This is a genomic window from Halorubrum sp. SP3, assembly GCF_005435195.1.
Classification (GTDB): Archaea; Halobacteriota; Halobacteria; order Halobacteriales; family Haloferacaceae; genus Halorubrum; species Halorubrum sodomense.
The window spans coordinates 27722-51814 of record NZ_SGTU01000002.1; the positions used below are offsets into that span (position 1 = coordinate 27722).

27 protein-coding genes are annotated in these 24093 nt (G+C 68.0%); 9 read left to right on the forward strand and 18 right to left on the reverse strand.

The features are described from left to right. Window positions 1-23 precede the first annotated feature (23 nt). The gene (locus EXE42_RS01535; RefSeq protein WP_092922584.1) at window positions 24-677 is read right to left on the reverse strand and encodes a TrkA family potassium uptake protein; all 654 of its coding nucleotides are present in this window, start codon (window positions 675-677) and stop codon (window positions 24-26) included. Between the two features lie 4 nt (window positions 678-681). Next, the gene (locus EXE42_RS01540) at window positions 682-2136 is read right to left on the reverse strand and encodes an APC family permease (RefSeq protein ID WP_137693290.1); all 1455 of its coding nucleotides are present in this window, start codon (window positions 2134-2136) and stop codon (window positions 682-684) included. Between the two features lie 207 nt (window positions 2137-2343). Between EXE42_RS01540 and EXE42_RS01545 the strand changes: the two genes are divergently transcribed. Next, window positions 2344-2997, forward strand: coding sequence for a TrkA family potassium uptake protein (locus EXE42_RS01545; RefSeq protein ID WP_092922590.1), 654 nt, complete (start codon window positions 2344-2346; stop codon window positions 2995-2997). Between the two features lie 186 nt (window positions 2998-3183). Then, window positions 3184-3984, forward strand: coding sequence for a sulfite exporter TauE/SafE family protein (locus EXE42_RS01550; RefSeq protein ID WP_092922593.1), 801 nt, complete (start codon window positions 3184-3186; stop codon window positions 3982-3984). Between the two features lie 105 nt (window positions 3985-4089). Here the strand turns inward: EXE42_RS01550 and EXE42_RS01555 are convergent, their stop codons facing one another. Both EXE42_RS01555 and EXE42_RS01560 read right to left on the reverse strand, forming a co-directional pair. After that, on the reverse strand, window positions 4090-4776 hold the full coding sequence (locus tag EXE42_RS01555) for an SCO family protein (RefSeq protein WP_137693289.1): 687 nt from the start codon (window positions 4774-4776) through the stop codon (window positions 4090-4092). Between the two features lie 96 nt (window positions 4777-4872). Further along, the gene (locus tag EXE42_RS01560) at window positions 4873-5376 is read right to left on the reverse strand and encodes a helix-turn-helix domain-containing protein (protein WP_092922599.1); all 504 of its coding nucleotides are present in this window, start codon (window positions 5374-5376) and stop codon (window positions 4873-4875) included. Window positions 5377-5531: 155 nt separating this feature from the next. On the opposite strand from EXE42_RS01560, the gene EXE42_RS01565 reads away from it, so the two are divergent. Next, complete coding sequence (locus EXE42_RS01565) at window positions 5532-5849, forward strand: hypothetical protein (protein ID WP_369333799.1); 318 nt, start codon at window positions 5532-5534, stop codon at window positions 5847-5849. Between the two features lie 81 nt (window positions 5850-5930). Here the strand turns inward: EXE42_RS01565 and EXE42_RS01570 are convergent, their stop codons facing one another. The 4 genes from EXE42_RS01570 to EXE42_RS01585 form a co-directional block, all read right to left on the reverse strand. Then, on the reverse strand, window positions 5931-6503 hold the full coding sequence (locus EXE42_RS01570; RefSeq protein ID WP_092922602.1) for a nitrous oxide reductase accessory protein NosL: 573 nt from the start codon (window positions 6501-6503) through the stop codon (window positions 5931-5933). Between the two features lie 135 nt (window positions 6504-6638). Then, window positions 6639-7502, reverse strand: coding sequence for a copper ABC transporter permease (locus tag EXE42_RS01575; RefSeq protein WP_092923277.1), 864 nt, complete (start codon window positions 7500-7502; stop codon window positions 6639-6641). A gap of 14 nt (window positions 7503-7516) precedes the next feature. Beyond that, the gene (locus tag EXE42_RS01580; RefSeq protein ID WP_092922605.1) at window positions 7517-8389 is read right to left on the reverse strand and encodes an ABC transporter ATP-binding protein; all 873 of its coding nucleotides are present in this window, start codon (window positions 8387-8389) and stop codon (window positions 7517-7519) included. Next, complete coding sequence (locus tag EXE42_RS01585; protein ID WP_137705761.1) at window positions 8386-10485, reverse strand: NosD domain-containing protein; 2100 nt, start codon at window positions 10483-10485, stop codon at window positions 8386-8388. The genes EXE42_RS01580 and EXE42_RS01585 overlap by 4 nt, the downstream gene beginning before the upstream one ends. 354 nt (window positions 10486-10839) lie before the next feature. Between EXE42_RS01585 and EXE42_RS01590 the strand changes: the two genes are divergently transcribed. The 6 genes from EXE42_RS01590 (at window position 10840) to EXE42_RS01615 (ending at window position 17373) form a co-directional block, all read left to right on the forward strand. Beyond that, on the forward strand, window positions 10840-11673 hold the full coding sequence (locus EXE42_RS01590) for an MBL fold metallo-hydrolase (RefSeq protein WP_092922611.1): 834 nt from the start codon (window positions 10840-10842) through the stop codon (window positions 11671-11673). A gap of 94 nt (window positions 11674-11767) precedes the next feature. Next, a complete protein-coding gene (locus tag EXE42_RS01595) occupies window positions 11768-13528 on the forward strand; it encodes an alanine-zipper protein (protein ID WP_092922614.1) in 1761 nt (586 codons plus the stop codon). Between the two features lie 98 nt (window positions 13529-13626). Continuing rightward, the gene (locus EXE42_RS01600) at window positions 13627-14532 is read left to right on the forward strand and encodes a hypothetical protein (RefSeq protein ID WP_137705762.1); all 906 of its coding nucleotides are present in this window, start codon (window positions 13627-13629) and stop codon (window positions 14530-14532) included. A gap of 360 nt (window positions 14533-14892) precedes the next feature. Next, window positions 14893-15273 (forward strand): DUF5805 domain-containing protein, encoded by a 381-nt coding sequence (locus EXE42_RS01605; RefSeq protein ID WP_137693286.1) that lies wholly within the window; start codon window positions 14893-14895, stop codon window positions 15271-15273. Beyond that, window positions 15266-16297 (forward strand): tyrosine-type recombinase/integrase, encoded by a 1032-nt coding sequence (locus EXE42_RS01610; RefSeq protein ID WP_137693285.1) that lies wholly within the window; start codon window positions 15266-15268, stop codon window positions 16295-16297. The genes EXE42_RS01605 and EXE42_RS01610 overlap by 8 nt, the downstream gene beginning before the upstream one ends. Window positions 16298-16512: 215 nt before the next feature. After that, window positions 16513-17373, forward strand: a complete 861-nt coding sequence (locus EXE42_RS01615; protein ID WP_137705763.1) for a phosphatase PAP2 family protein — start codon at window positions 16513-16515, stop codon at window positions 17371-17373. Window positions 17374-17537: 164 nt separating this feature from the next. On the opposite strand, the gene ftsY is transcribed toward EXE42_RS01615, so the two are convergent. From ftsY to EXE42_RS01665, 10 genes are all read right to left on the reverse strand, one after another. Beyond that, entirely contained in the window at window positions 17538-18635 is a 1098-nt protein-coding gene (gene ftsY, locus EXE42_RS01620; RefSeq protein ID WP_092922629.1) for a signal recognition particle-docking protein FtsY, read from the reverse strand. A 15-nt stretch (window positions 18636-18650) separates the two neighbouring features. Next, entirely contained in the window at window positions 18651-19106 is a 456-nt protein-coding gene (gene pfdA, locus EXE42_RS01625) for a prefoldin subunit alpha (protein WP_092922632.1), read from the reverse strand. Beyond that, window positions 19106-19282, reverse strand: a complete 177-nt coding sequence (gene rpl18a, locus EXE42_RS01630; protein WP_092922635.1) for a 50S ribosomal protein L18Ae — start codon at window positions 19280-19282, stop codon at window positions 19106-19108. Before rpl18a ends, pfdA begins: the two co-directional genes overlap by 1 nt. A gap of 192 nt (window positions 19283-19474) precedes the next feature. Beyond that, on the reverse strand, window positions 19475-20290 hold the full coding sequence (locus EXE42_RS01635) for an ABC transporter permease (RefSeq protein ID WP_092922638.1): 816 nt from the start codon (window positions 20288-20290) through the stop codon (window positions 19475-19477). After that, window positions 20287-21261, reverse strand: coding sequence for an ABC transporter ATP-binding protein (locus tag EXE42_RS01640; protein ID WP_137705764.1), 975 nt, complete (start codon window positions 21259-21261; stop codon window positions 20287-20289). The genes EXE42_RS01635 and EXE42_RS01640 overlap by 4 nt, the downstream gene beginning before the upstream one ends. 76 nt (window positions 21262-21337) lie before the next feature. After that, window positions 21338-22003 carry a translation initiation factor IF-6 gene (locus EXE42_RS01645; protein WP_092922644.1) on the reverse strand — a complete coding sequence of 222 codons (666 nt, stop codon included), beginning with the start codon at window positions 22001-22003 and terminating at the stop codon, window positions 21338-21340. A 1-nt stretch (window position 22004) separates the two neighbouring features. After that, window positions 22005-22283: a 50S ribosomal protein L31e gene (locus EXE42_RS01650; RefSeq protein WP_092922647.1), complete on the reverse strand. Its 279-nt coding sequence runs from the start codon at window positions 22281-22283 to the stop codon at window positions 22005-22007. Next, complete coding sequence (locus EXE42_RS01655) at window positions 22284-22436, reverse strand: 50S ribosomal protein L39e (protein WP_004050128.1); 153 nt, start codon at window positions 22434-22436, stop codon at window positions 22284-22286. 93 nt (window positions 22437-22529) lie between these two features. Next, window positions 22530-23648: a M20 family metallopeptidase gene (locus tag EXE42_RS01660; protein ID WP_137705765.1), complete on the reverse strand. Its 1119-nt coding sequence runs from the start codon at window positions 23646-23648 to the stop codon at window positions 22530-22532. Window positions 23649-23771: 123 nt separating this feature from the next. Then, window positions 23772-24056 (reverse strand): DUF357 domain-containing protein, encoded by a 285-nt coding sequence (locus tag EXE42_RS01665; RefSeq protein WP_137693282.1) that lies wholly within the window; start codon window positions 24054-24056, stop codon window positions 23772-23774. Window positions 24057-24093: the final 37 nt, after the last annotated feature.

The window sequence follows — 24093 nt, forward strand, 5'->3', positions numbered from 1 at the left end:
AGTCGTCGCTCTCAAGCCACCGCCTAGCCTTGGAGCAGGTTCAATACCTCGTCTGCGACATCGGGTTCGACGGCGACGACGTAGCGCTCGCCCGGAGTCAGCGTCGTCTCGGAGCGGGCGATCCGCCGACCGTTGGCTCCGGAGACGACCACCGTTCCGGCCGGGAAGCGGACCTCGGAGAGCGCCTTGCCCGCGGCGGGCGCCTCCTCCGCGACGCGGATGAGCATGATGTCGAGGTTCCCCGTCACGTCGGCCAGCGTCTGGACGTCGCTGCCGAGGACCTCGTTCGCGGCCACCCGAGCCCCGGCCCGCTCGGGGAACAGCACCGCGTCGACGAACCGCGTGTACGACTCGCCGGCGGCGCGGTCGATGCGGGCGACCGTCCTGACCCCCGGAGAAAGCTCCGTGGCGGCCAGACAGACGGCGAGGTTCAGCCCCGTCTCTCCGGTGAGCGCCGCGATCGCGTCTGCCCGTTCGATATCGGCCTGTTCGATGATGTCGGGGTTCGTCGCGTCGCCGCGGATCACCGTCGCGACGTACTCGTCGGCGATCTCGGAGACGATCCGCTCGTCGCGCTCGATGATCGTCACCTCGTGGCCGCGGTCCGCGAGGATCTCCGCTGTCTGGAAGCCGACGCGTCCGCCGCCCGCGATCACGACGTCGAGTGAGCTTGGCATTGGTTCAGTCCTCCGTCTCCGGGGTGATGTCGGTGTCGGTGACCGCCGGTCCCGCCTCCGGCTCCGCGCGCAGCCTGTTGAGGATGAGATACGCGACCCCGCCGAGCAGGATCCAGCCGGCGCTGAGCCCCAGCGCCAACGGGTCGGTCCGCAGCAGGTACTCGACGAGCACGCCGGTCAGGACCAGGTTGAGCGCGATGCCGATAAGCGGCGGCGCCGGGTAGAACGGCATCTCGTAGGGGCGGTGCATGTTCGGCCGTTCGCGGCGCAGCCTGATCGCGGCCACGTTGACGATGACGAACGACAGCAGGAAGAAGAGGCTCGACATGTTGCCGGCGCTCTGCGTCGGCAGCGCGACCGAGCCGAGCATCACCACCGCGCTGGCGAGGATCGCGACGAACGGCGTCCCGTACCGGTGGTGAATCTGGCCGAACGAGGGGAGCAGCTGCCCCTCGCGACCCATCGAGAACGCGACCCGGGAGGAGGCGATGACGACCGCGTTCAGCGCCGTCAGCGTCGAGAACACCGCGCCGAAGACGACGAGCGCGCCGCCGTTCTGAATGATCGGCAGGCCGGTCGGCATGAACGAGGTCGCCGCCGTCGCGATCCCGGCTTCTCCCGCCTCGGCGAGTCCGTCCGCCCCGAGCGTCCCGACGGCGACGGTCACGACGGCCAGGTAGACGACCACGGTCACGGCGAGGCTCACGAAGATCGCCTTCGGGATGTTCTCGCGCGGGTTCTTCACCTCCTCGGTGACGGTCGTGATGAGGTCGTACCCCTCGAAGGCGATGAACGTGAGCCCCATCGCCGGGAGGACGGCGGCCGCCCCGCTCCCCCCGGGGAACAACGGCTGGAACTCCGCCCCGGAGAACATCGGCGACGCCACCCCGAAGGCGACGAACACCAGCAGGATCGTCACCTTGATTATCGTGAACACCGTCTCCGCCTTCCCGCTGGCGGCCGTGGAGACGGCGTTGAGCGCCACCAGTCCGAGCACCGCGACGAACGCCAACAGAAACCCGACCGAAATCGCTCGGTCCACGATCGGGAGGGCGACGGCTCCGACCTCTCCCGGCGGCGGAACGATTCCGTACACGTGGAGGAGTTCGAGGAAGTTCGGGGCGAACCCGAGCGCGTACAGCGCCCCCGCGATCATGTAGGCGAACCACAGCATCCATCCCATAATGAACGAGGAGAGGTCGTCGAAGATCTCGCGGACGAAGGCGTACCCGCCGCCGCTCTTCGGGATCGAGCTGGCGAGTTCGGCGTACGAGAGTCCGGTGAACGCGGTGACAACGCCGTTCAGCGCGAAAACGATGATGGCCGCCGGCCCGGCGATCTCGGCTGCCAGTCCGGTCAGCACGAAGATTCCGGCACCGATCATCGCTCCCATACCGATCATCGTCGCGTCCAGCAGTCCGAGCTCGGCGTCCGGCGACCGAGTCTGGCTCCCGCTCATCGGTCGAGGGCCTCGTGTCCGGCGTTGTCCATCGTGCGCGTCGATCTGTACGGATTCGACCACTTCATTTTCGGGGGTAGTTCTCTTGATGTAGTAATCGTGGCGGGGTCTGATAACGTTTATCCGCCACGGGGGGTTCCGAGCGGCGTTCCGGCCGCGTAGGAACGTCGGGCGGATTAAAGTCGCTGCGCGCCGAGACGCGGCACGATGACCCGGACAAAGCGGTTCGTCATCGCCGGCGGAGGTCGGGTCGGGCTACGGACGGCGGAGAACCTCACGGAACAGGGCCACGAGGTACTGCTGATCGAGGTCGACGAGGAGCGCGTCGAGGAGTTGGCCGACGCGTATCTCGGCCCGGTGATACGCGGCGACGCCACGCGCCAGTCGATCCTCCGGCAGGCGGACCTCGGTGACGCCGACGCCATCGCCGCGCTCACCGACGACACGGAGACGAACACCGAGATCTGTCTGACGGCCCACTACCTCGAACCGTCGATCCGGACGCTCGCCCGCTCGGAGACGGCGACCGAGCCAGACCACGACGAGGTCGTCGACGCGACGCTGCTCCCGCAGTCGCTCGGCGGCGACCACGCCGCCGACATGCTCACCGGCGAAGGGATCCGGACGCTCGTGTACCCCACCGCCGACCTCGACATCATCGAGGTGACCGTCGCCGAGTCGGCCCCGGTCGCCGGGCGGCGGCTCGACGACGTCGCCCTTCCGGCGGGCAGCCTCCTCATCTCCACCGCGGACCGGGAGACGCTTGCCGGGCCGGAGACAATGCTGGAAGCCTCGGAGCGGTACATCCTCGCGGTCGAGTCGGACGTCGTCGACGAGGTTATCAACCTCTTCCGCGGCTGAGCGTCGCCCGCGGGACGGACCCGGTGACCGCGACGGTTCTCGCCGGGCACGTTCGTGGTCGAGTCACCCTCGACGACAACCTCGGAGGACGGAAACCGATGCGTGCCTCCCGTCCGATGACATCAGTACTCTCTCGTTCGAGAGGGACACCAGACGACACAAACCCGTACGCAACCGAGGGCGACCGTGATCGAGTCACTCCTCCGAATCGACGTCGTCCTCTTCGCTCTCATCGGCGTACTCGGCGGCGCACACTGTATCGGGATGTGTGGGCCGTTAGTGACGATGTACTCGAAGCAAATGACGCCGCAGCCAGACGGCGGGACGGTGACAGCCGACGACCGGCGTGCCGGTCATCTCACGACCTACGAGGTTCGCCAGCACTTCCTGTTCAACGTCGGCCGAGCGACGACGTACGCGATTCTCGGGACCCTCTTCGGCGCGCTCGGGAGCGTCGTGTTCGTTACCGCTGACCAACTAACACCGATCGCCGATCTCCTGCGGGGTGCTGTCGGTCTCGCGGTAGGAGGGTTCATTGTGGCGACCGGCGTTCGATATGTCATTGGCGGAAGCGGAGGCGATATTCGAATACCCGGCGTCCAGCGCGTTACGTCGTGGCTCGCAACGAGAGTTCACCGGCACGTCAACAGCCCGAGTATTGTCGGTCTCGGGGCCGTCCACGCGTTTCTTCCCTGCCCGATGCTGTATCCCGCGTATCTGTTCGCCTTCGCGAGCGGCTCTCCGACCACCGGTGGAATCGCTCTCGGTGCCCTCGGTATCGGGACGATTCCGGCCGTCTTCCTCTATGGGACGACTATCCAGTCGATCGACGTTGCCCACCGGCGACGCGTTCATCGGCTACTCGGCGTGGCGTTCGTCGTGCTGGGGTACGTGCTGTTCGCGCACGGACTGGTGGCACTCGGTGTTCACCTCCCACATCCGATGTTCCCGCATTACCAGCCCCTCGGGGGGGCGATGGGGCACTGACCGAGCACTGGATCCTTTTCGCTGGCTCGATACAGGCGATGGGTTCCAATCAACAACTACGATGCGGAAAACGACGGTAGCTGGCCTCCCTGAACCAAAGAGCTGTCACTCAGTTGCCACTCGTTCGAGGTCGTCGACGAGCCGTTCGATGTCGGTTCGCGGTCCCCGAGCGTACGCCCGCTCGATGATCCCCTGCTTATTGGCGAGAATGATGAGCCCGTAGTGCGGGAAACGATACTCCAGACTCTCGACATCGTCTGCGGGTCGCTTCTCGATCTCCAGACCGAAGTGCTCGTCGTGTATCTCTCGGGCCCGCTCGTAGGTCTCTGGGCGGAGGAAGTGCCAGTTACCCGCGTCGAGGTCGACCCCCTGCTGGCCGGCGTACTCGCGGAGGGCCTCGGCGGTGTCACGCTCGGGGTCGAACGTGGTGGGGAGAAACGCGACCCGGTCGCCGTACCCCTCCTCGGCGGCGGCCTCCTGCCCGCGACGGAGTCGGAGAATGAGCGCGGGACACACCCCGTCCGGACAGTTGGTGTAAAATGACGTCCACAGCACCGCGCGCTCCCCCTCGAACTGGGCCGTCGATATCTCCTCGCCGTGGATCGGGTCGGGGACGGTGAAATCGGGCATATTGTCACCGTAGCTCGGGAATGACGCCTCGCTGAGGTCCCGCTCCGGCGGTCCGAGAACGGTTCCTTCGGCGCCACTACTGCCAAGGACACCAAGACAACCGGCAGTGCCGGCGGTGACTCCCGCGAGGCCGGCTGTTTTACAGAAACTCCGTCGGTCCATGCGCTCACGTATCGGTCCCGCGGTCTTGAGGTATCTGGTGTGACCCTCGAACGCGCCACTCGCGTCCGATCCGGGCGGGTTCGGCCAGTCCGCTCCTCATTCGAAGAGGCTGTCGACGGTCCGAATGAACCGGTCGACGAGCCGGTCCGGCAGCGAGGGCGACACCGCCTCAAGCAGTTCATCCGTGCGGTCCGGGCGGGCCAGCGTGATCGTCATCGGGCGGTCGTCGGACTTCGTGACGATTCCAGCGTCGCTGAGGTTCGAGACGTGCCACGAGACCGTGCTCCGCGCGAGGTCCAACTCTGTAGTTAGGGTTTCCGGGCGAAGGGGACCGTCCGCATGGAGCCGCAGTACGATCTCGCGGGCGGTCTCACGTCGAAGGAACGCGAGCGCGCGCCGTTCCCACGGGTCGAAGGCAGGGTCGAAGTAGTGAGTTCGACCAGCGATTCGTTCGACGACCAACTCCTCGTCGTTCACCAGCCGTCGGAGGTGATACTGCGCCTGTCCGGTGGCGATGTCCAGGTCGCGTTCCACCCGGTTGAAGTGGACGCCGGGCGTCTCGCGGACGTGTCGTCGCACCCGATCCCTAGTCGTCGCCATCCTGAGTGTTCGCCCGTAATCGACTGAGAAATAAAACCTGTCGGGGCGTTCCACTCGCCCGGGAACCGTCACCCGTGTCTTCTTATCACCCCCAACGCATACTGGCCGGTGTCGTGATCGCATCGCTCATCTCGCGGGTCGTCCTCCCGGCGCTCGTGCCACTCACCGTCCAGGGGTCGCCCGTGCTGCTGGCCGTCATCGCGTGCGCCGGGATCGGAACCGGTGCGCTGTTTCTCGTGAGTCTCGTCGCGTATCGACGCCGCCGGACCGGCCGGTACCGACTGATCAGCGCCGCGGTCGGCGTGCTCGTTCTGCGGTCGCTGGTCGGTGCCGGGACCGTGTTGGGGATCGTCCCGATGCCGGTTCACCACTTCGTCGAACACAGCCTCGATTTCCTGATCGCCGCGATGGTTCTCTACGCCGTGTACGCGTACGCGCCGGGCTCGCTGAATGACAGCGCCACCGCGGACTGACTCGATCAGACCCGATCGTGATTGTGCCCGCGCTGCGGCAATCAGTGACCGCCTCCCTCCCGGTCCGTCCGGTTCGTCCGCTCAGTTTCCCGATTGCCGGATCCCTTCGATCAGGGTGCGGTCGATCGCTTCGTAGCCGAACATCTGGCCGCCGTGCGTGTCGATGAACGACTGGGCCTCCGCTTGGTCCGAGAACGGGTGGAGCGCCGGGCCCATTCCACCCATCACGTCGCTTTCGGCGACGTAGATGAGATCGGTCGCGTCGGCGAACGTCTCCGGTGCCGTCGGCGACGGCATTCGCGGCGACCCGTCGCGCTGCCGCACGGTGTAGTCGACGCGCGAGAAGTCGGTCACGTAGACGACGAGCGGCTCCCAGCCGCGGTCCAGCCGATTGAAGTGGTAGGGAAAGAGGCTGTGGACGAGGGTGTGGAACCACGCCGGGTTGCCCTCGTCCCGCGGATCGGCGTCTCGATAGAATATCTGCCCGTTCGCGCCGCCGTGGGGGCCGATCGCCATCCCGTGATCGGTGTCGAACTTTCCCTCGAGATCCACCGGATCGGGGAGCGCTTCCTCGGAGGCGCTCCCGCCGAGACAGCCCGCGAGTCCGGTGACCGCACCGCCGATCCCGGCGGCGACGACGCGGCGTCGGTTCATACTCACGTGTACGCTCACCCGATCATATCCGTTCTGGTGGGAACGTCGAATTTGCCTCACGCAACGATTGGGTGCGTTGATGCCGCGAAGGGAACGGACGACTCGAATTCCGATACGATCCGGCGACCGGATTCCTCACTCCGCGAACCGGAATCGGCTCCGTTCGATTACGGTACTCACGCGCTCCCGGAAGGCGAGCGTTCCGACCGAGGCGAGGCTTCCGAAGAGCGTCCACCCCGCAAGCGAGCCGACCGCCCGGCCGACGTCGACGACGTTCCCCTCCTGCGCGAACGAAACGCCGATCACGGTCTCGAAGACGAGCCCGCGGAAGGCTCCGTTCGGCGTGAGCGCGGCTCGTCCGGCGACCGCCGACGGGTCGGCACCGGCCATCAGCGACTGAATGAGCGCCAGGTCGCCCCCGAGCGTTCCGGCGAGGAACGCGAGGACCGCGACCGCGGCCGCGCCCCGCCGGCTCGTCGCTGCCGCCGACACCCACATCGACAGGGCGAGGAACGCCGCTCCGAACAGCGTGATCAGTGCGAGAAAACGGACGTACAGCAGCGGCGAGTCGACGCCCGCGTGGGTCGCGAAGATTCCGGTGTCAGGGGCGGCGGTCACCCAGACGTAGCCGCCGATCACGGCGAATGGGAGGCCGACGACCGCAACCAACGCGACCAGCCGTGCAAGTAGGACGCCGACGACGTAGCCCGCGACGCCAACTGAATGCGTCCGGATCACGGCGAACTCGCCGCTGACCGCGTCCGCCAACAGCGCCCGATACCCCAGCACGACCGCGAGCAGCGGCACCAGCAGCTCGGCCGGCAGGAGGAGGTCGACAACCGCCGGAACGAACCCCGTCGCGCCACCGCCGCCGACGGCGACCAGAAGCCAGAGCACGGCGAGTAAGCCGACCCCCAGGACGCCGTAGCCGGGCGTGCGCAGGACTGTCGCGAGCTCTCGCCGGAACACGGTCCCTGCGCCGGCAAACGCGTCGGTCACGCCGAGATCCGCGGTCATCGTTCGGATACCCCCGTCACGTGGACATCGCGGTCGCCGTCGTCGCCGGGCCCGTTTCGCTTGTCTTCGGCCGCCGCACCACTTCTCGCTGGGTCTGCGTCGTCGTCGGTCCCGGACAGGGTAGCGTCGCGTCCCGCGGCCTCGTACAGCGCCGTGGTCGTGTCGACGCCGTACTCGTCGCGGAGGGCGTCGAGGTCCCCGGCGGCCGCGACCCGTCCGCGGGCGAGCATGACGACGCGATCAGCGTGGGCATCGACGAGGTCGAGATTGTGTGTACTCACGACGACCGTCACGTCGTCGGTCGCGTGGGCGGCCGCAGTCCGGAACGCCCGCTCGCGCATTCCGGGGTCGAGCCCGCTGGCCGGCTCGTCGAGCACGACGAGCGGCGGATCGCCCAACATCGCCTGTGCGATGCCGAGCAGCCGCTGCATTCCGCCCGAGAGATCCTCGACCGGTCTGTCGGCGGCGTCCGACAGTCCGACCGACGCGAGCGCGGCGTCGGGGTCTCCGTCGACCAGTCGCGCGTAGAACGCGAGCGTTTCCCGAGCGGTGAACCCCTCCCGGAACGGGACCCGCTGGGGGAGGTAACCGATCGACTTCCCACTCCCGTCCTCGACGTTCGGCCGTCGGATCTCCCCGGTGATCGGGGGAACAGTTCCTGCGAGCGCACCGAGCAGCGTGGACTTTCCGGAGCCATTCGGGCCGATCACCACGGTGAGTCCCGGCCCGAACGCGAGTGACACCGAATCAAGCACCGGCACGCCGCCGTACGTCCGGGTGAGGTCGTCGACGACCACGCGATCTGGTTTAGCGCCGTCGACCGCCGACCCGGCATCGGGCGTCCCCTCCGTCGACGAGCGCTCGGTCATGGAGACGCCTCCTCGACCGCTGCCCGTTCGTTCGGCTCGGTACCCCAGTTCGGTCGCGTTGCGTTTCGGTCGTCCGCGGTCATGGGTCGGTCGTCGAGTTGCCGAGCAGCATGGCCGCGGTTATCGATCTGCGCCCGCCAGTCGGCGTGGACCGCCGTCCCGTTCGGGTCCGCGGCCGCCGCGACCCGATCGGGAGCGTACGGCTCCGGCGCCGGTGCCGGATCGATGATACTCCCAGAACGCGCTCCCGCGACGGTGCCACGGAGTCGTTCGAGAAGTTCGTTCACCGGCGACTCGCGGAGCGCGGCGACGGCGGGTTCCCGGTGGAGCGCGGCGTCGATCGGCCACGTCGGGCGGTAGGCGCGCTCGCCCGGCTCGTGGAGTCCCGCGTTCGCTCCCTCCCAGTAGTTGCCGCAGTCGCCGTCGGCCCACACGCGTAGCGGTCCTGCTCCCGCCCCGGCGTGGTGGTCATTCCCCACAAAGTCGTTCGCGACCACGCGGCTCGCGGGCACGACCGTCGTCGCTCGGGCGCCCACCTCGTTGTCCACGACGACGTTGTGCTCGTACAGCGAGCCGCGGGAGCTGGTCGAAAATCCCAGACCGTTGTGTGCGAGCGTGTTGTAACCGATGTACGTCAGCGTGCCGGATGACTGTATCCCAGCCGCCGAGCCGCGGACATCGTTGCCGACGATCGCGTTGCGGGCTGGCCGGGTCATCACCGTGATCCCCGCGAAGATCTCATCTCGGAACGAGTTGTCCGCGATCAGGGCGTCGCCGGTGTACATGAGATGGACGCCGTAGCGGTTCCGTCTGAACGTCGAGTTCCTGACGATCGACCCGTCGGCGCGGTGGAGGTAGATCCCGTCGCGACCGTTCGTGAACGTCCCGTTGGTGACCGTCACCCGGGACTCCATCCCGGTGATTCCCATGAAGCCGTCGTCCCACTCGCCCGTTCCGTTGACCTCGATATCACGGATCACCGCGTCCGATCCGTCCCGCAGGAGAACGCCGCTCGCGTTCGTATCGATCGCCACGTCGTCTATGAACAACCCCGGCGCGTTGAGTCCGCGGATCCCGGCGTCGCCGTAGCCGTATCCGAGTTGGATGTTCGTGTCCCACGACTCCGTCTCGCTTCCTTGCGCGGCCTCTTCGGCCCGTCGTCGGGCCGCTTCGGGATCCCGGGTCCGATTACCGGTGCCGTCGATCGTCAGTCCTGTGACCGCGACGTTCGGAGCCCGGACGGTGATCACCGAACCGTTCCCGCCGCCGCTGACGTGTGCGCCTTCGCCGGCGATCGTGAGGGGTTTCGTGACGTTGATCCGCTCCTCGTAGGATCCAGGCGGCACGACGACCGTCGTGTTCGGCGGGGCCGCGTCGACCGCGGCCGAAATCGTCTCGGCGTCCGCACCGACGGTTACCGAGACGGGGCGGTCGGCGGTTCGCTCCGCGGCCGTGACCCGTCTGTCCGCCACCTCCCACCGTTCCGGTGCCATCGCCCGCGCGACCGCCCCGGAGTCGACGTCGAACGACCGCGTCTGAAGCTCCGCCCAATCGACGGTTTCCCCGCCGTGACTCCCGGTGAACGCCGTTGCCGCGTCCCGAGAGGCAAACGGGATGACCGTCTCGCCGGCGGGCGTCCGAGCCTCGCTGCCGACGACGTAGACCGCTTCCCGGGCGGGCGTCCACGACGACGGTCTCGATTCGGCCGCCGTGAACAACCCCGTCTCAGTCGTCCCCGGTTCGGTTCCGTCGAAGGTTTCGACGTACGCGACGAGCGGATAGCCGAACCGACGTTCGGTGTCGCCATCGTCGAGTCGATCGACGAAGGATTCGACGCCGTTGTATCCGATGACGTACTGAAGCTGCGAGTAAAACACCTGAACGCGCGGGATTCGGCCCGAGTCGGACATTAGCGAGTCCGTCTCCGTAGACAGCCCGAGCTCGACGGTATCATCGTACGCGACGGGGTCGGGCGCGTTCGCCGCAGGGTCGGAGAGAAACGCTCCGGCGACGACGAGCCCGCCGATGGCCGCGAATACGGCAACCCAGGCAAGCACAGCCCGCGATCGGTCGCTGTACGGGTCGAGAATCGCCACGGAACAGGTACGCGTCGTCGGGATATATCTGATCTGGTTCGATTTTCGAATCTCGGTGTGAATTGTCTCATCGCAAAATCGGGTCTCCAGCACCGAACGAGAGGTATTCGACCAGATGGACGAAGACGGTCGTGGCCGTGGAATCGTCTGCCGTCCACGTCGAAAGGGGATCGCGTCCGACGCGGTTCCTGTACTGTGTGTCGACGCGGCCGCGAGTTTTCGTATAGCGATATATGATACATACGTTCGAATCAGAACAGATATGCGTCGTTCGTTACCCGACAGAATTTGCGGCCGCCGGCCGATCGGAAGGACTCCGGAATAATTACCCCCGCCGAATCCGCAGCGACGCTCATGGTCGACTCCGACTGGGGCGACTGGCTGCCGCGCGCTGTCGCGGCCGCCGACCCCGACACGGTGGCGCTGTGGTACCTGGGCTGTAACGGCTTCGCGGTCAAGGGGAGCGGGGGGACCGTCCTCTGGATCGACCCGTACGTCGGGACCGGCGACCCGCCGCGGACGGTCCGGATGATCCCGATCCCCTTCGATCCCGCCGACGTCAACGTCGCGGACGCGGTGCTGGCAACCCACGAGCACACGGACCACGTTCACGGCCCCTCACAGGCCCCGATTCTCGAGAACACGGACGCCGACCTCGTCGCGCCCGACGACTCGCTCGCGGTCGCGCGAGAGGAGGAGCGGTGGACCGACGAGTACGCGGTGAGCGAGGCCGCCTTCACGGAGGTGACGGAGGGCGACGAACTGCGGATCGGCGAGTTCACCGTCCACGTCGTCGAAACGCACGACACGGACGCGACACATCCCGTCGGCTACGTGATCGAACACGAGGCGGGGACGGTGTTCCACGCCGGCGACAGCAAGCCTTCCCCGTCGTTCACCGAGCTCGCCGAGCGGTTCGACATCGACCTCGGAATCCTCGCGTTCGGCTCCGAGGGGACGATTCCCGACGGGGAGACGGGCGAACCGGTCCGGACGAAGTGGTACAGCGACGAAAACGAGATCAGCGCGGCCGCGAACGACCTCGGGCTCGACCGGCTGGTGCCGACTCACTGGGACATGTGGAAGGGGCTGACCGCCGACCCGACCGCGCTCCACGACCACGTTCGGAGCTATGAGTCGCCGGACCAGCTCGAAGTCGTCGAGATCGGCGACCGGATCGACCTCTAAACGGGAGTCGAGCGGCCGTTTTCGCGGGATTTCGGTTATCAACCACGAAACGCGGCCCGTGGAATTTAAACCCCTGCTCCGGGACCGTGCGGGTATGAGCGAACGGACGGCAGAGGCGACGACGACCGTCGACGAGGACGGGATCCGCGTCGAGAAATCCTTCACGGACGACGCGTTCCCCGTGCCCGCGGTGAGGTATCTCCTCTCCTCGAACCGCGAGGACCCCGTACGGGTGCGCATCGTCGATCGGATTCCGGAGTCGTTCCCGATGGACCGGGTGGGGTTCCACCCGGAGTACGAGAGCGAGAACTGGACGGCGTACAAGGACCACCGGGTGGAGTTCGAGCGCGTGATCGACCCCGACGAGAGCGTCGAAACGGTGTTCGGGATCCGGGACGACGACCCCGACCTCGACGGGTTCCTCGGCACGCCGGTGATCGAACACGTGCCCGTCGGCGAGGAGATAGAAGACGTGCTCGGCGCCGGCGACACGGACGCGGTCAGGGAGGTCCTCTCCGGCGACCGCGAGACCCTTCCCGGCATGGCCGAATCCGACGATCTGCCGCCCGAAGAGCCCGATGAATCGCCCCCCCAAGCGCCTGAGCCCGAAGCGACCGGCGCGGATCCCGAAGGCGACAGTGCCGACGAGGCGGAGACCGACTCGCCCGAACCCCGGACGGTCACCGACGACGGCGCGGCGGCAGTGACCGAACACGAGGGCGCGCCGCTCGGAGCCGCGGCCGAATCGGAGACCGAGCCCGACGAGGACGAGCCCGCTGAATCGCCCGCAGTCGACGATTCGGAGGCCGTGGTCGAGGAGGTGGACGAGGGCGTCGACACCGAGGGAGGAGAGGAGGGCGTCGACACCGGTGAAACGGACGATACCGCCGGCAGTCTCCCGGGTGAGGGGGGTCTGGCGGCCGCGCTGGCGGCCGAGATCCGGACGGGCGCGGCGGACGAAGAAGACATCGCGACCATCGAGGAGGCGTTCGACGCGGCCGTTCCCCGCAGCGTCGACGTACGCATCTCCCGACTCCAGTCGAGCGTGGCCGATATCGAGGCGTACGCCGACGCCCTCGCGGAGTTCATCGACGAGGAGGGGACGGCCCGAGAGATCCTCGACGGCATCGACGAGCGCGTCGACGCCGTCGAGTCCGAGGTGGACGCGCTCGACGAGCGCGTCGACGTCGCGGACGAGGAGCGCGAGGCGATCGAGTCGGACGTCGAGCGCGTCGATTCCGCGGTCGATTCGACCTCGGACGCCGTCGACGCGGTCGAAACGCGCGTCGACGCCGTCGAGGGCGAGATCGAGGAGGTCGAAGGCGACGTTCGCAACGTGGAGGACGATGTCCGCGACGTCGAGGGCGACGTGCGGGCGGTCGAAGACGAGGTCGCGTCCGTCGACGAGACGGTCGAGTCCGTCCGAGACGCCGTTTCGACGGTCGAGACCGACGTCGACGACCTCACCGCGGACGTCGAGCGGATCGACGGCCAGGCGGACGCCGTCGCGGAGACGGTCGACGACCTAGGCGACGACGTCGAGACGCTGTACGAGGAGGTCGACAAGGCGGCGGAGCGCGCCGAAAACGCCGAGGGTCGGGCCGAAGACGCGGCGGAGCGCGCCGAAAACGCCGAGGATCGCATCGACGACGTGGAGTCCGGCCTCGACCGCTTCGACGAGGAGTTCGACGACCTGTGGGACGACCTCGCGGAGATCGACGCGCGGCTCACCGACATCGAGGACCGCCTCGGCGAGGACCTCGACGACGTGGCCGCCGAGTTGGACGAGATCAACGATCACCTCGACGAACTCGACGAGTTCCGAACTCGTCTCAACGAGGCCTTCGGGCCCTAATTCGACCGTTTACGACGATACACGACTCCTGTCGTCCGGCTCTGTCCGATCGGTTCCAAAACGCAATCCGTTTCACGCGCGCGACCCCATCTCGCCCAATGACAGATCCGGTTCCGGTCGCGGTTCCTCGCAAGGGACGCCCGCTCGAGGCCGTCTTAGAGCGGGTCGCGGCCGTCGCGGACGACGACCGCATCGACCGGCTCGCGGACACCGTGAGCAACACGCTCCGGTACGAGAAGGCCGTCACGAAGGGCGCGGTCGACGCCGACGACGGTCCCTACGAACGGCTCGCCGAGTACTCTGACCCGACGACGGAGGCGAAACCGGAGTTCACGCTGCTGCGCGACGACCGGAACGGGAAACCCCGCCGGATCGTCTTCGACGCCGCAACGGTCGATCTGGGCGGTGTGACGGTCACGCTCGTCGGCCGCGAGGAACCGTTTCGAGCGCTCCGGACCCACGAGTTCGCGCTCGGATTCGACTCCGCCGACCTCGTGTTAGAGGAGGTGGTCGGGATAAGACCGACCGGGCTCGGTAACATCTCCGACATCAACGACCGAATCGATCCGGTCGACACCGACGTCCGCGTCGTCGGCGGACTCGGTGACACGGTGTATCACACTCTGATGGGGCGCGAGAACGGCCGGGCTCCGAGCGAGACGTTCGACCGCGCGTTCCTCGTCGACTACGAGGGGCCGCTGTGTATCTCGCCCCGGTACGAGCGTCTCGTCACCGCGGTGCTGGGGACTGACGCGCTCGACGGCGTCGAGTTCGTCTATCCCGAGGCCGACGAGGAAGAGGAGGCCGCTATCGCCCGAGTCGGCCTCGGCGTGTACCTCACCGTCACCGGTTCGACCGCCCGCGAACACGGGCTCTCGGTCGGCGAACAGCTGTTCCCCAGTGAGACGGTTCTGATGCGCAACGCGGCCGAGACGGCGGAGTCGGTCTCGCGCGTGCTTCGAGCGCTCGACCACGAAGCCGCCGACTCGGAGATTCGCGTCTGACGCCGGATACGATATCGCGGGATGCGATATATGCGGTAGTGGTGAGACGGGCATCGACCCCGGCACGTTACCCCGTACTGACCGTCTCGATGCCGCGAGAAAACGGTAGCAGCTGATCGAGTCGTTCCGATCAGAGTGAGCGACCGACGATTCGGCTCGAACTCGCGCGGGTGTTTCGCACAGTTATCCACAAAAAGTATATCCGAAGATGTAGTACTAGATTTTCATAGTAGTAGCCCTAAATTACGAGATATTCAATACACGGCGGTCGGCTAAGAGCACTAGAAAAGAAGATAAGGTCACTTATCCGTAAATCTAGGATAGATTAAAGTCACACGCGCGAGAAACGTCGTTCGAACGATGGGAGGCGATCGACAGTCGGTGAAGACGTACGTCCCGACGGAACAGAAGGACGTCTGGCGAAACCACGCCGACGAACTCGACATGTCGCTGAGCGAGTTCGTCAGGACGATGGTACAGGCCGGGCGCAGGGGGTTCACGCCGACCGAGTCGGCGGGGCACGACGAACCCGCTCCCGAGGCCTCCGACCCCCAGGGTCACGACCTCGAAAGGCGGGTCCACGCGGCTCTCGAATCCGGGCCTCGTTCGTGGGACGAACTCGTCCAGGCCGTCGTCGGTGACGTGGAAGACGAACTGGAGGCGACGCTGGACGACTTACAGGATCGCAACCGCGTCCGATACAGCGGCCCGGACGGGGGATACGTGTTGACCGATGAGTAGCGCCAGAGCGGCTCCCGATCCGGACGACCCGATCGGCTACTTCCTCGAAGACCTCACGTATCACGGGAAGACCGACCGAACCAGAGCGGCGTACGAGCGCGTCCTCCGTCGGTTCGAGGCGTTTCTCGACGAGACCGAACCGAACGCCGCGACGCACCGGGACTGTATGTCGTTCGTCCACTCGCTGCGGGGCGACGCCGCCGACAGCACCGTCGCGACGTACGCGGCGTACCTGCATCGGTTTTACGGGTATATGACGGAAGTGGGCGCCTTCGACGACAATCCGATGACGCTGGTGATGGAGGAGATGGACGAGACCGTCGATAAGGACCCCGCCCGTCGCGACGTCTCGATCCCGGCGATGCGGTCGTTTGTCGCCGGGATCCGTCATCCCCTCCACCGCGCGCTCGTGGTGACGCTACTGAAGACCGGCATGCGGGTCGGCGAGTTGTGTAACCTTGACCTCCGCGATCTGGCCGTTTCCGACCCGGAGCTCGACGCCGCGTACGCGCTCGGCGGGCGCCCCGCGCTGTCCGAGCGACCGGACTCGATATTCGTGACCGCGGAGGCGACCGTCGGCGAGGAACTGAACGGCGAGGCGCGGACGGCCGCCAACAAGCGGAAGCGCGGGACGGTGATCCCGGTCGACGACGAGCTTCGGCGGACGTTGAAGGCGTGGCTCGCGGTCCGACCGGATTCTCCGTCGCCCGCGGACCCGTTGTTCGTCGGCACCGCGGAGGGATGGGGCGAGCGACTCCGGCCGCAGGCGGTCAGGCACGTCGTTGAGCGGTACGCCCGCAAGGAGGGCTGGTATCGGACCGGCGGCGGCGCCGACGAGAACGTTACGCCTCACTACTTCCGGCACTTCTTCACGACGCACCTCAGAGACAGAACCGGCGACCGCGGCGTGGTGAAGTACCTGCGCGGCGACGTCGCCGACGACGTGATCGACACGTACACCCACAACTGGGGCGATCAGGTCCGGGAGACGTACGAGGCGAACGTCTACCGACTGGTTTCGTGAACCAGCCGTCCCGTCGCGTTGGTCGGGTGTCAACGGATCAGGTATGTGTTGTCCAAATACCAACGTATCCTGTTCGCACGAGAACGCGTAAATAGTATTTCGCTATATCCAATTGCCCCAGTCGGTTCCATCAGCCGCGAACGACAAGACGCGAAGGAACGACCGCCGTGGTACCGTGTCACTCATATGTCGCGACGATCCGTGTAAAGACGACGATGGCGCTCCTCGAAGTGACCGCCGCTACCGGCCTCTCGGTAATGGCCGGAACGGCGGTCACAGCCCTCCTCTGTGTCGGGCCTCGACAGGTGTCGCGGGCGATGACCGATGTCGACGAGCGCATCCGCGGGGTCGCCCCCTACCTCGGGGCGGCGGTCGCGCTCCTCGCGGTCAAACAGCTCACGCAAGGGTATCGGCTACGCTTCTCTCGCGCGCTGGGCTGGAACATCACCGACGAGCTGTACGCGCTGGAAGGCGGGTTCGTGGCGGGCCTCCAAGACGTGACGCCGGAGGCGACGCTGGAGTTCTTCACCGTGAGCTACATGGTCGGGTTCGCGTTCCTCCTCGTCGCGGGACCGATAACGTACTTCCTCTCGGCGGGACGCCGACAGCGACACCTGAAGGAACTGCTCGTCGCGTACATGCTGAACTACGCCGTCGGCACCGTCTGTTACACCCTGTTCATCTCGTACGGGCCGCGAAACCACTTGGAGACCGTCTCCGGACTGATGTACCGGGTGTACCCGCAGACGCAGGACCTCACCGCGGCGGTGGCGTCGAATACCAACGTGTTTCCGTCGCTCCACACCTCCCTGTCGGTGGCCGTCATCGCGGTCGCCTGGCGCTCGCGACGGACGCATCCGCGCTGGACGCCCGTCGCCGCCGCGGTCGCGGTCGCCGTGGTGTTCTCGACGATGTACCTCGGCATCCACTGGCTCACCGACGTCGTCGCCGGCGCCGCGCTCGGCGTCGGGTCGGTGTTCGCCGCGGTGCGGATCGTGGACCGGGCGGAGTCGCGGTCGCTCACGGCTCGCGACGACACCCACGAGGAACCGGCCGGCCGGGCCGGCGACGATTAGGGGAACGACGGTCCTCCGACCACGGACCGCGACGACGAGGCCGGAGCGAGAGACGGCGGTCACCGCTTCCGCGAGCCCCGACTAGCCGGTGTTCCGAATCCCGATGAACGCGAGCGGAGAGACCGTTCAGACGGAGAGCGTCCGGACCGAGCTCGTCTCGGGGGTCACTCCTCGTCGAGCAGGCTCTCGACGAGGGCCTCGGGGTCGAACCGGGTGATGTCGTCGTACCCCTGTCCGGTGCCGAGGAAGAGGATCGGCTTGCCGGTGACGTACGCGACCGAGATGGCGGCGCCGCCCGAGGAGTCGGCGTCGGCCTTCGTCAGGATCGCGCCGTCGATCGCCGCGGCGTCGTCGAACTCCTTCGCGCGGTTGACCGCGTCTTGGCCCGCGACCGCCTCGTCGACGAAGAGGGTCATGTCGGGGTCGACGACGCGGTCGATCTTCTCCAGTTGGGCCATCAGGTCGTCGCTTGTGTGGAGCCGCCCCGCCGTGTCGCCGAGGACGACGTCGATGTCGTTCGCCTCGGCGTACTCGACGCCGTCGTAGATGACGGCCGCCGGATCGCCGCCCTGATCGTGGCTGATCAGGTCCCGGCCGAGCCGGTCGGCGTGTTCGCGGATCTGCTCGTTCGCGCCCGCGCGGTAGGTGTCGCCGTTCGCGAGGACGGACGAGTAGCCGCGGTCTGCGAGCCACTCCGAGAGCTTCGCGATGCTCGTCGTCTTCCCGACGCCGTTGACGCCGGTGAAGACGATGGTGACGGGCTTGTCTGCCTCGGCGATCCGCTGCTCGAAGTCGAACTGCCCGACGGCGATGACGTCGAGGAGGGCGTCGTGAAGCGCCGACTCGACGAGTTCGCCGGTGGTCTCGACCTGCTTGCGGGACTCGCCGAGCATGCTCTCGCGGACGCTGTCGAGGATCTGCTCGGCGACGCTCATCTCCACGTCGCTTTCGAGCAGCGCCATCTCGAGGTTCCACAGCGGCTCCTCTAAGTCCTCCTCCTCGATGATAATTCGCCCGGTCGCGAACGCCTTCGCGCGCTGGAAGGTGCTCGGTTCGTCGTCGTCCGAGGTCGTCTCGTCGGCCTCGACTGCGTCGGCTTCGGCGGCGGTCGCCGCAGCGCCGCCTTCGGGGGCCTCGTCGCTCGCGTCGGCGTCGCTCCCCGGGGCCGCTCCCTCCTCGGGGGACGCCTCCTCGTCGACCTCGGTCGACGCTTCGACGTCCTCTCGGAAGCCCGAGAGCTTGTCTTTCAGTCCGTCGAACACGGTCTGACCCTCGTCTTACTCCTCTCCGTCCTGCGTCTGCTGCATCTGCTGCATCTGCTGTTGCTGCATCTGCTGTTGCATCTGCTGGGCCTGCTGTTCGAGCTCGTCGCTCTCGGACTCCAGCTCTTCGACCTCCGCCTGCGTCTCTTCGATGCGGTCGTCGAGCGCCTCCTGCTTGCGCCGGAGGACGTCGATGGCGTCGTCCTGCTCCTGCTCCGCGGAGTAGTTGCCGCCGAGCGAGACGATGACCTCGTCGATGTCCTGGACCTCGGCGCGGAGGTACGCGCCGCCGCCGAGCGGGACCTGAACGGTCGCGCCCGTGTCGAGGGTCTCGATGGCCTCGACCGCGTCGTCGATGTCGGCCTTCTCCTCGCGGTAGTCGGCTATCTCGGCTTCGAGCGCCTCGATCTCCTCGTCGAGCGCCTGGATCTCCTGGGAGAGCTGCTGAAGCTGCTGTTGTCCGCCACCCATCATGCCTCGGACACCTCCTCGATGTCGATCTGGGTGCGCTTGCGGTTGTGCTGGCTCCCGACGTTGGTGTAGATTCGCTCGCGGGCGAGGTCCTCGTTTTCCGCCTCGACGTCCTTCGTGAACGGCTGATCGCCGTCTCGACTCTGGAACCGTCCACTCACCGTGTACGTACTCATGTTTCCCGATGTGGCAGGGACAGGGAAGTATCTTCCTAAAGGGGGACAGGCCGCCGCGTCGACGAGGGGGGCTTCCGAGCGGGAGATATTCCCAGCGGGGGGCCTTCTCAGCGGGGGACCCTCCCAGCGGGGGGCCTTCTCAGCGGGGGACCCTCCCAGCGAGAGGTCTCCCGAGCGGCTCCGCCTTCCGAGTCACCCCGAGAGATCCGCGCGCCGGAACCGAACGACGGCGAGCGCGACGAGGACGACCGTCGCCGCGAGCAGGACCGCCGCGCCCGTCGAATCGTACTCGCCCGATACGAGGACGGCGGACGGGTCGTAGTGCGCCGTCGGACTGAGATCCCCGACCGCCGCGTAGTCGGTGCTCGCCGCGACCGACTCGAGCATGAACAGCGCGAACAGCGCGCCGAGCGCGACCCGCTGAGCGATCCCCGGCCGCGAGACGAGCGTCGACACGGCGATGCCGAACGCGACGCACGTCAGGTGGTACGGGACCGCGAGCGCGTGGACCGCGACGAGCCGCTCGACCGCGATCGTCTCCCCGACCGCGAGGACGCCGACGTACGCGACGACCGGTACCACGAGGTTCAGTAGGGCGACGAGCGGCACCAGTCCGAGGAACCGCCCGATCACGACATCGCGGCGCGCGACCGGCGCCGACAGCGTGAGGTCCATCCGGCCGGAGGCGACGTCGCCGGCGATTGTCCCCCCGGCGAGGTACGCGAGGTAGAGGCCGACCAAGAGCAGCCACGCGAACTGGTAGAACTCCACCGCGAGGAACCCCTCGACGGAGGAGATGGCGATGATCCCGAACGCCTCCCGGACCGCCGGCGGAAACGCCTCGACGTAGGCGTCGAGGTCGACTCCGGACGTCGACAGCGACGGGTAGAAGGCCAAAAAGAGGAGTAGCGCCGCCGAGAGCAGCCCCGCCACCGCGAGCGACCCGCGGGCCCGGCCGGCGGCGTCGTAGCGCGCGATCGCGAGCCACGGCGCCGGGCGGTCGCTCATCGGGCGTCACCCCCCGATCCCGCGGTCGCGCCCCTCGACGCGTCGCTCCCGCCGCTGCCGGTCGGTCTCGGTCCGCCGCCCCCGCTCGGCCCCGGCACGTCGCCGTCGTAGAAGGTCATGAACGCCTCCTCGAGCGGGGCGTCGACGACGTCGAGGTCCAGCACGGTGTACCCCGAGAGCAGGTCGATCAGCGCGTCGTACTCCCCGGTCCACGTGAACGAGACGGTCTCGCCGACGCGGAGGTTCATCGCGCCGCGGACCTCGAAGTCGTCCCGGTCGACGTCCTCCGCGACGCGGACGCGGACCTGTTTGCCGCCGCGAGACCGGAGGTCCGAGACGGACTCGACCGCGGCGAGATGACCATCCCTGAGGACGCCGACGCGGTCGCACAGCGCCGCCACCTCGCCGAGGACGTGCGAGGAGAGGAGGACGCTCGCCCCGTCGTCCACGCGTTCGCGCACCAGGGCGGCGAACTCCTCTTGGAGCAGCGGGTCGAGCCCGGAGGTCGGCTCGTCGAGCAACAGGAGATCCGGGTCGTGCATGAACGCGGCCACCAGCGCCACCTTCTGCCGGTTGCCCCGCGAGAGGTCTGCGATCCGACGCGACTCGTCCAGGTCGAACCGGTCGACGAGGCCGTCGCGGCTCGACTCGCCGCGGAGCGCCGCCTGGTGGTCGAGGAACGCCGCCGCGGTGCGGTCGCGGTCGAGCCCCGGGTCGCCGGGGAGGTACCCGATCCGCTCCCGGGCGCGGCGCGACTCGACGGGGTCGGTGACGTCGTGTCCCAGGAGCGTTCCGCCGCCGCTCGTCGGGGACAGGAATCCCAGGAGCGTGCGGATCGCGGTCGTCTTCCCCGCGCCGTTCGGCCCGAGAAAACCGAACACCTCGCCCTCCTCGACGGTGAACGAGACGTCTTCGACCCCGCGGACGTCGCCGTAGTACTTGCTCAGGTCTCGGCACTCGATAGCGGGCATGCCGCACGCAACTCCGCTGGGGCTTATAAATGTGGGAGCCGGCGACGAACTGAAAACGGGGGAACGGAGGACTGGTTCAATCGATGAAGCCGAGCGTCTCTTCGATCCGGCCGAGTTCGGGGCCGGTCGTGTCCTCGCCGACGACGTACCCCTCGTCGGTGGCGACGAGGCCGGAGCCGACGAGCGGCGCGCCGTAGTTGACGGTGCCGAGGTCGGCGCGGACGTCGAGCGCCTCTTCGACCGCCTGAAGCTCCGACTCGGTCGACTGGGGGTGACAGAGCACGCCCGTGTCGTTGGCGACCGCCGCGGTGCCGACCGTCCTGACCCCGCCGAGGTCGCCGCGGGTGACGGGGACGTCGAGGGCGTCCTCGACCGTCTGGACCGCCTCGCGCGAGAGGTCCGGGTGGACGTACGCGCCGTAGTCGTTCGCGAGGACGACGTTGCCGGCGGCGTTGATCTCGCCCGGGAGTTCGGCGGCCGGGACGCCGGCGACGTCCGCGATCCGGTCCTTCTCGCGTTCGGTCGCGCGCGAGGAGACGAGCACGCCGTGCTCGTTACCCGTCGCGAGCGCCCCGACCGTGTTCGACCGTCCGACGGTCGTCAGCAGCGGCTCGGCGCCGAGTTCCGCCGCGAGGTCCTCGGCGAGGCCCTCGTCGACGTCCGGCCGAACCAGGAGGAGGTCGTCGACCGCGCGGGCGAACACGCCCACGTACGACGATCCGGTGAAGGTCGCCCGTAACACGTTACTCGGCGTGTTCGGCCTCGACGACCGGCTCGCCGTCCTCGACGAACCGAGCCGCGCGGACCCGCACCGTGCTGGGCGGGTTCTGTCGCCCGTTCGTCCAGACGGCCTCGTTGACCGAGCCGTCGATGATCACGTCGTCCTCGTCGACGGAGAAGTGCTGCGCGAGGTGCTGTCGCGTGATCTTCATCGCGTAGTCGGCGCGCTGCTGGACGGGCTTCTCCTTCGCGTCGCGGAGCGGGACGGTGACGACGCGCTCCTCGAAGTCGTTCGTCGACATTTACTCGTCCAGGTCGTTCCGGCGCCAGTTGCGCCGCTTGGGGTTTCGCGTCACGTTCATGTCCGTCTTCATCATGACCCACGCGGGGACGCGGGTGTTCTGGCGCTCCGCCTTCGCCAGACGCTTCTTTTGAGCCTTCGACTTGTCTCCCATAGTGACGCACACTTTCCGCGGGGCGCATAAAACCCCTTCCATACGGGTCGCCACCGGGCCGCCGAACCCCGACCGAGGCCGCCGCCGCGACCGCTACAGTTCCCGCTCGGCGATATCCGCGTAGATCCGGTAGCAGCGGTCGAGGACGTCCAGGCTCGCGCTCTCGGTGTCGGTGTGCGCCTGCCCCGGCTCGGAGGCGCCACAGACCAGACAGTCGGTCCCGGCCTCGGCGAGCCATCCGGCGTCGGTCGCGTGCGGCTTCGTGACGTGTTCGGGCGCGTCGAGGCCGCGCTCCTCGTGGACCGCGCGGGCCACGTCGAGTGCGGCGTCGGCGAAGGCCGCGTCCCCGCAGGCCATCGGCGGGAGGTCCTGATCGACGACGAGCTCGACGCCCGGCGTCGAGTCGGCGACGCCCGCCACGTCCGCGCGACCGCCGGGAACCGTGCGCTCGTCGACCGTCGCCTCGCAGCGCTCCGGGATGACGTTCCACGTGTCGCCGCCGTCGACGATCGTGACCGCGAGCGACCCGGAGACGTCGTTGCCGAGGACCGTCGCCCGCGGCGCGTCGAGGTCGCGGACCCCGTCGATCGCGTCGCAGGCGCGGTAGATCGCGTTCTCGCCCGCCTCCGGCTCCGAGGCGTGCGCGGCCGCCCCGTGCGCGACGAGCCGCGACCCGCGCCGGCCGCGGTGGGCGACGACCACGTCCGTGACGCCCGGCTTCGAGTAGTTCGTCGACCCCTCCGCGACGACCGCGCGGTCGGGGGCGAACCCGGCGTCGATGGCGTGGCGCGCCCCCTCGCCGCCGACCTCCTCACCGACGAACGAGGCGAGTATCAGCTCGCGGTCGGCGGGCGGCGTCGCGTCGCGGAAGGCGAGCATCGCGGCCGCGACCGACCCCTTCATGTCGGCGGTCCCGCGCCCGTAGATCCGGCCGTCGCGACGCTCGACGACGTACTCGCCGTCGAGGCCGTCGCCGGTCGTCTGCTCGGGCGCGGGCGGCACCACGTCGTGGTGGCCGACGAGGGCGAGCGAGTCGGCGTCCGGGTCGTCGGTCGCGCCGGCAAACGCGAGGACGTTGCCGGCGTCGTCGCGCTCGACGGTCGCGTCCGTCTCCGCGCGCAGCCACTCCTCGATCGCGTCGCCCGCGGCCGTCTCGTCCTCGTGGGAGGGGATCGAGACGAGCCGCTCGGTCAGGGCCCCGAGTTCGTCCATGCGCCCTCTGAAACGCCGCACCGCATAAGGGCGTCCCTCGGGGCGAGGGCGCCCTGACGTGAGCCGCGAGGGGCCGCGACGCGAGCGACGCGGGACGAGCGACGCGGCGCGCCCGAGCCGGCCTCAGGTCGTGAACAGCTCCGTGTCGTCTGGCACCGCGAAGAGTCCGAGCCTGACCCCGGCGTCGAGCCAGCCGTACCCGTACGAGTACGAGGCGAGCGCGTTCACCGGGTCGCCGTCCTCGCGGAAGTGCCGGCCGTCGTCGAGGTACGACTCGGCCATCTCCGTCACGTCCGCGGCGGCCTCGCCCAGCGGCGTGTCGGCCGGCGGACGGGGCTCTGCGACGGAGAGCGCGTCCGCGAGCATCCGCTCGTAGCGGTCCGTTTTCTCCTCCAGATCGGCGGGCATACCCGAGTGTTCCGACGGGCGGACAAAAGCGGCCGGA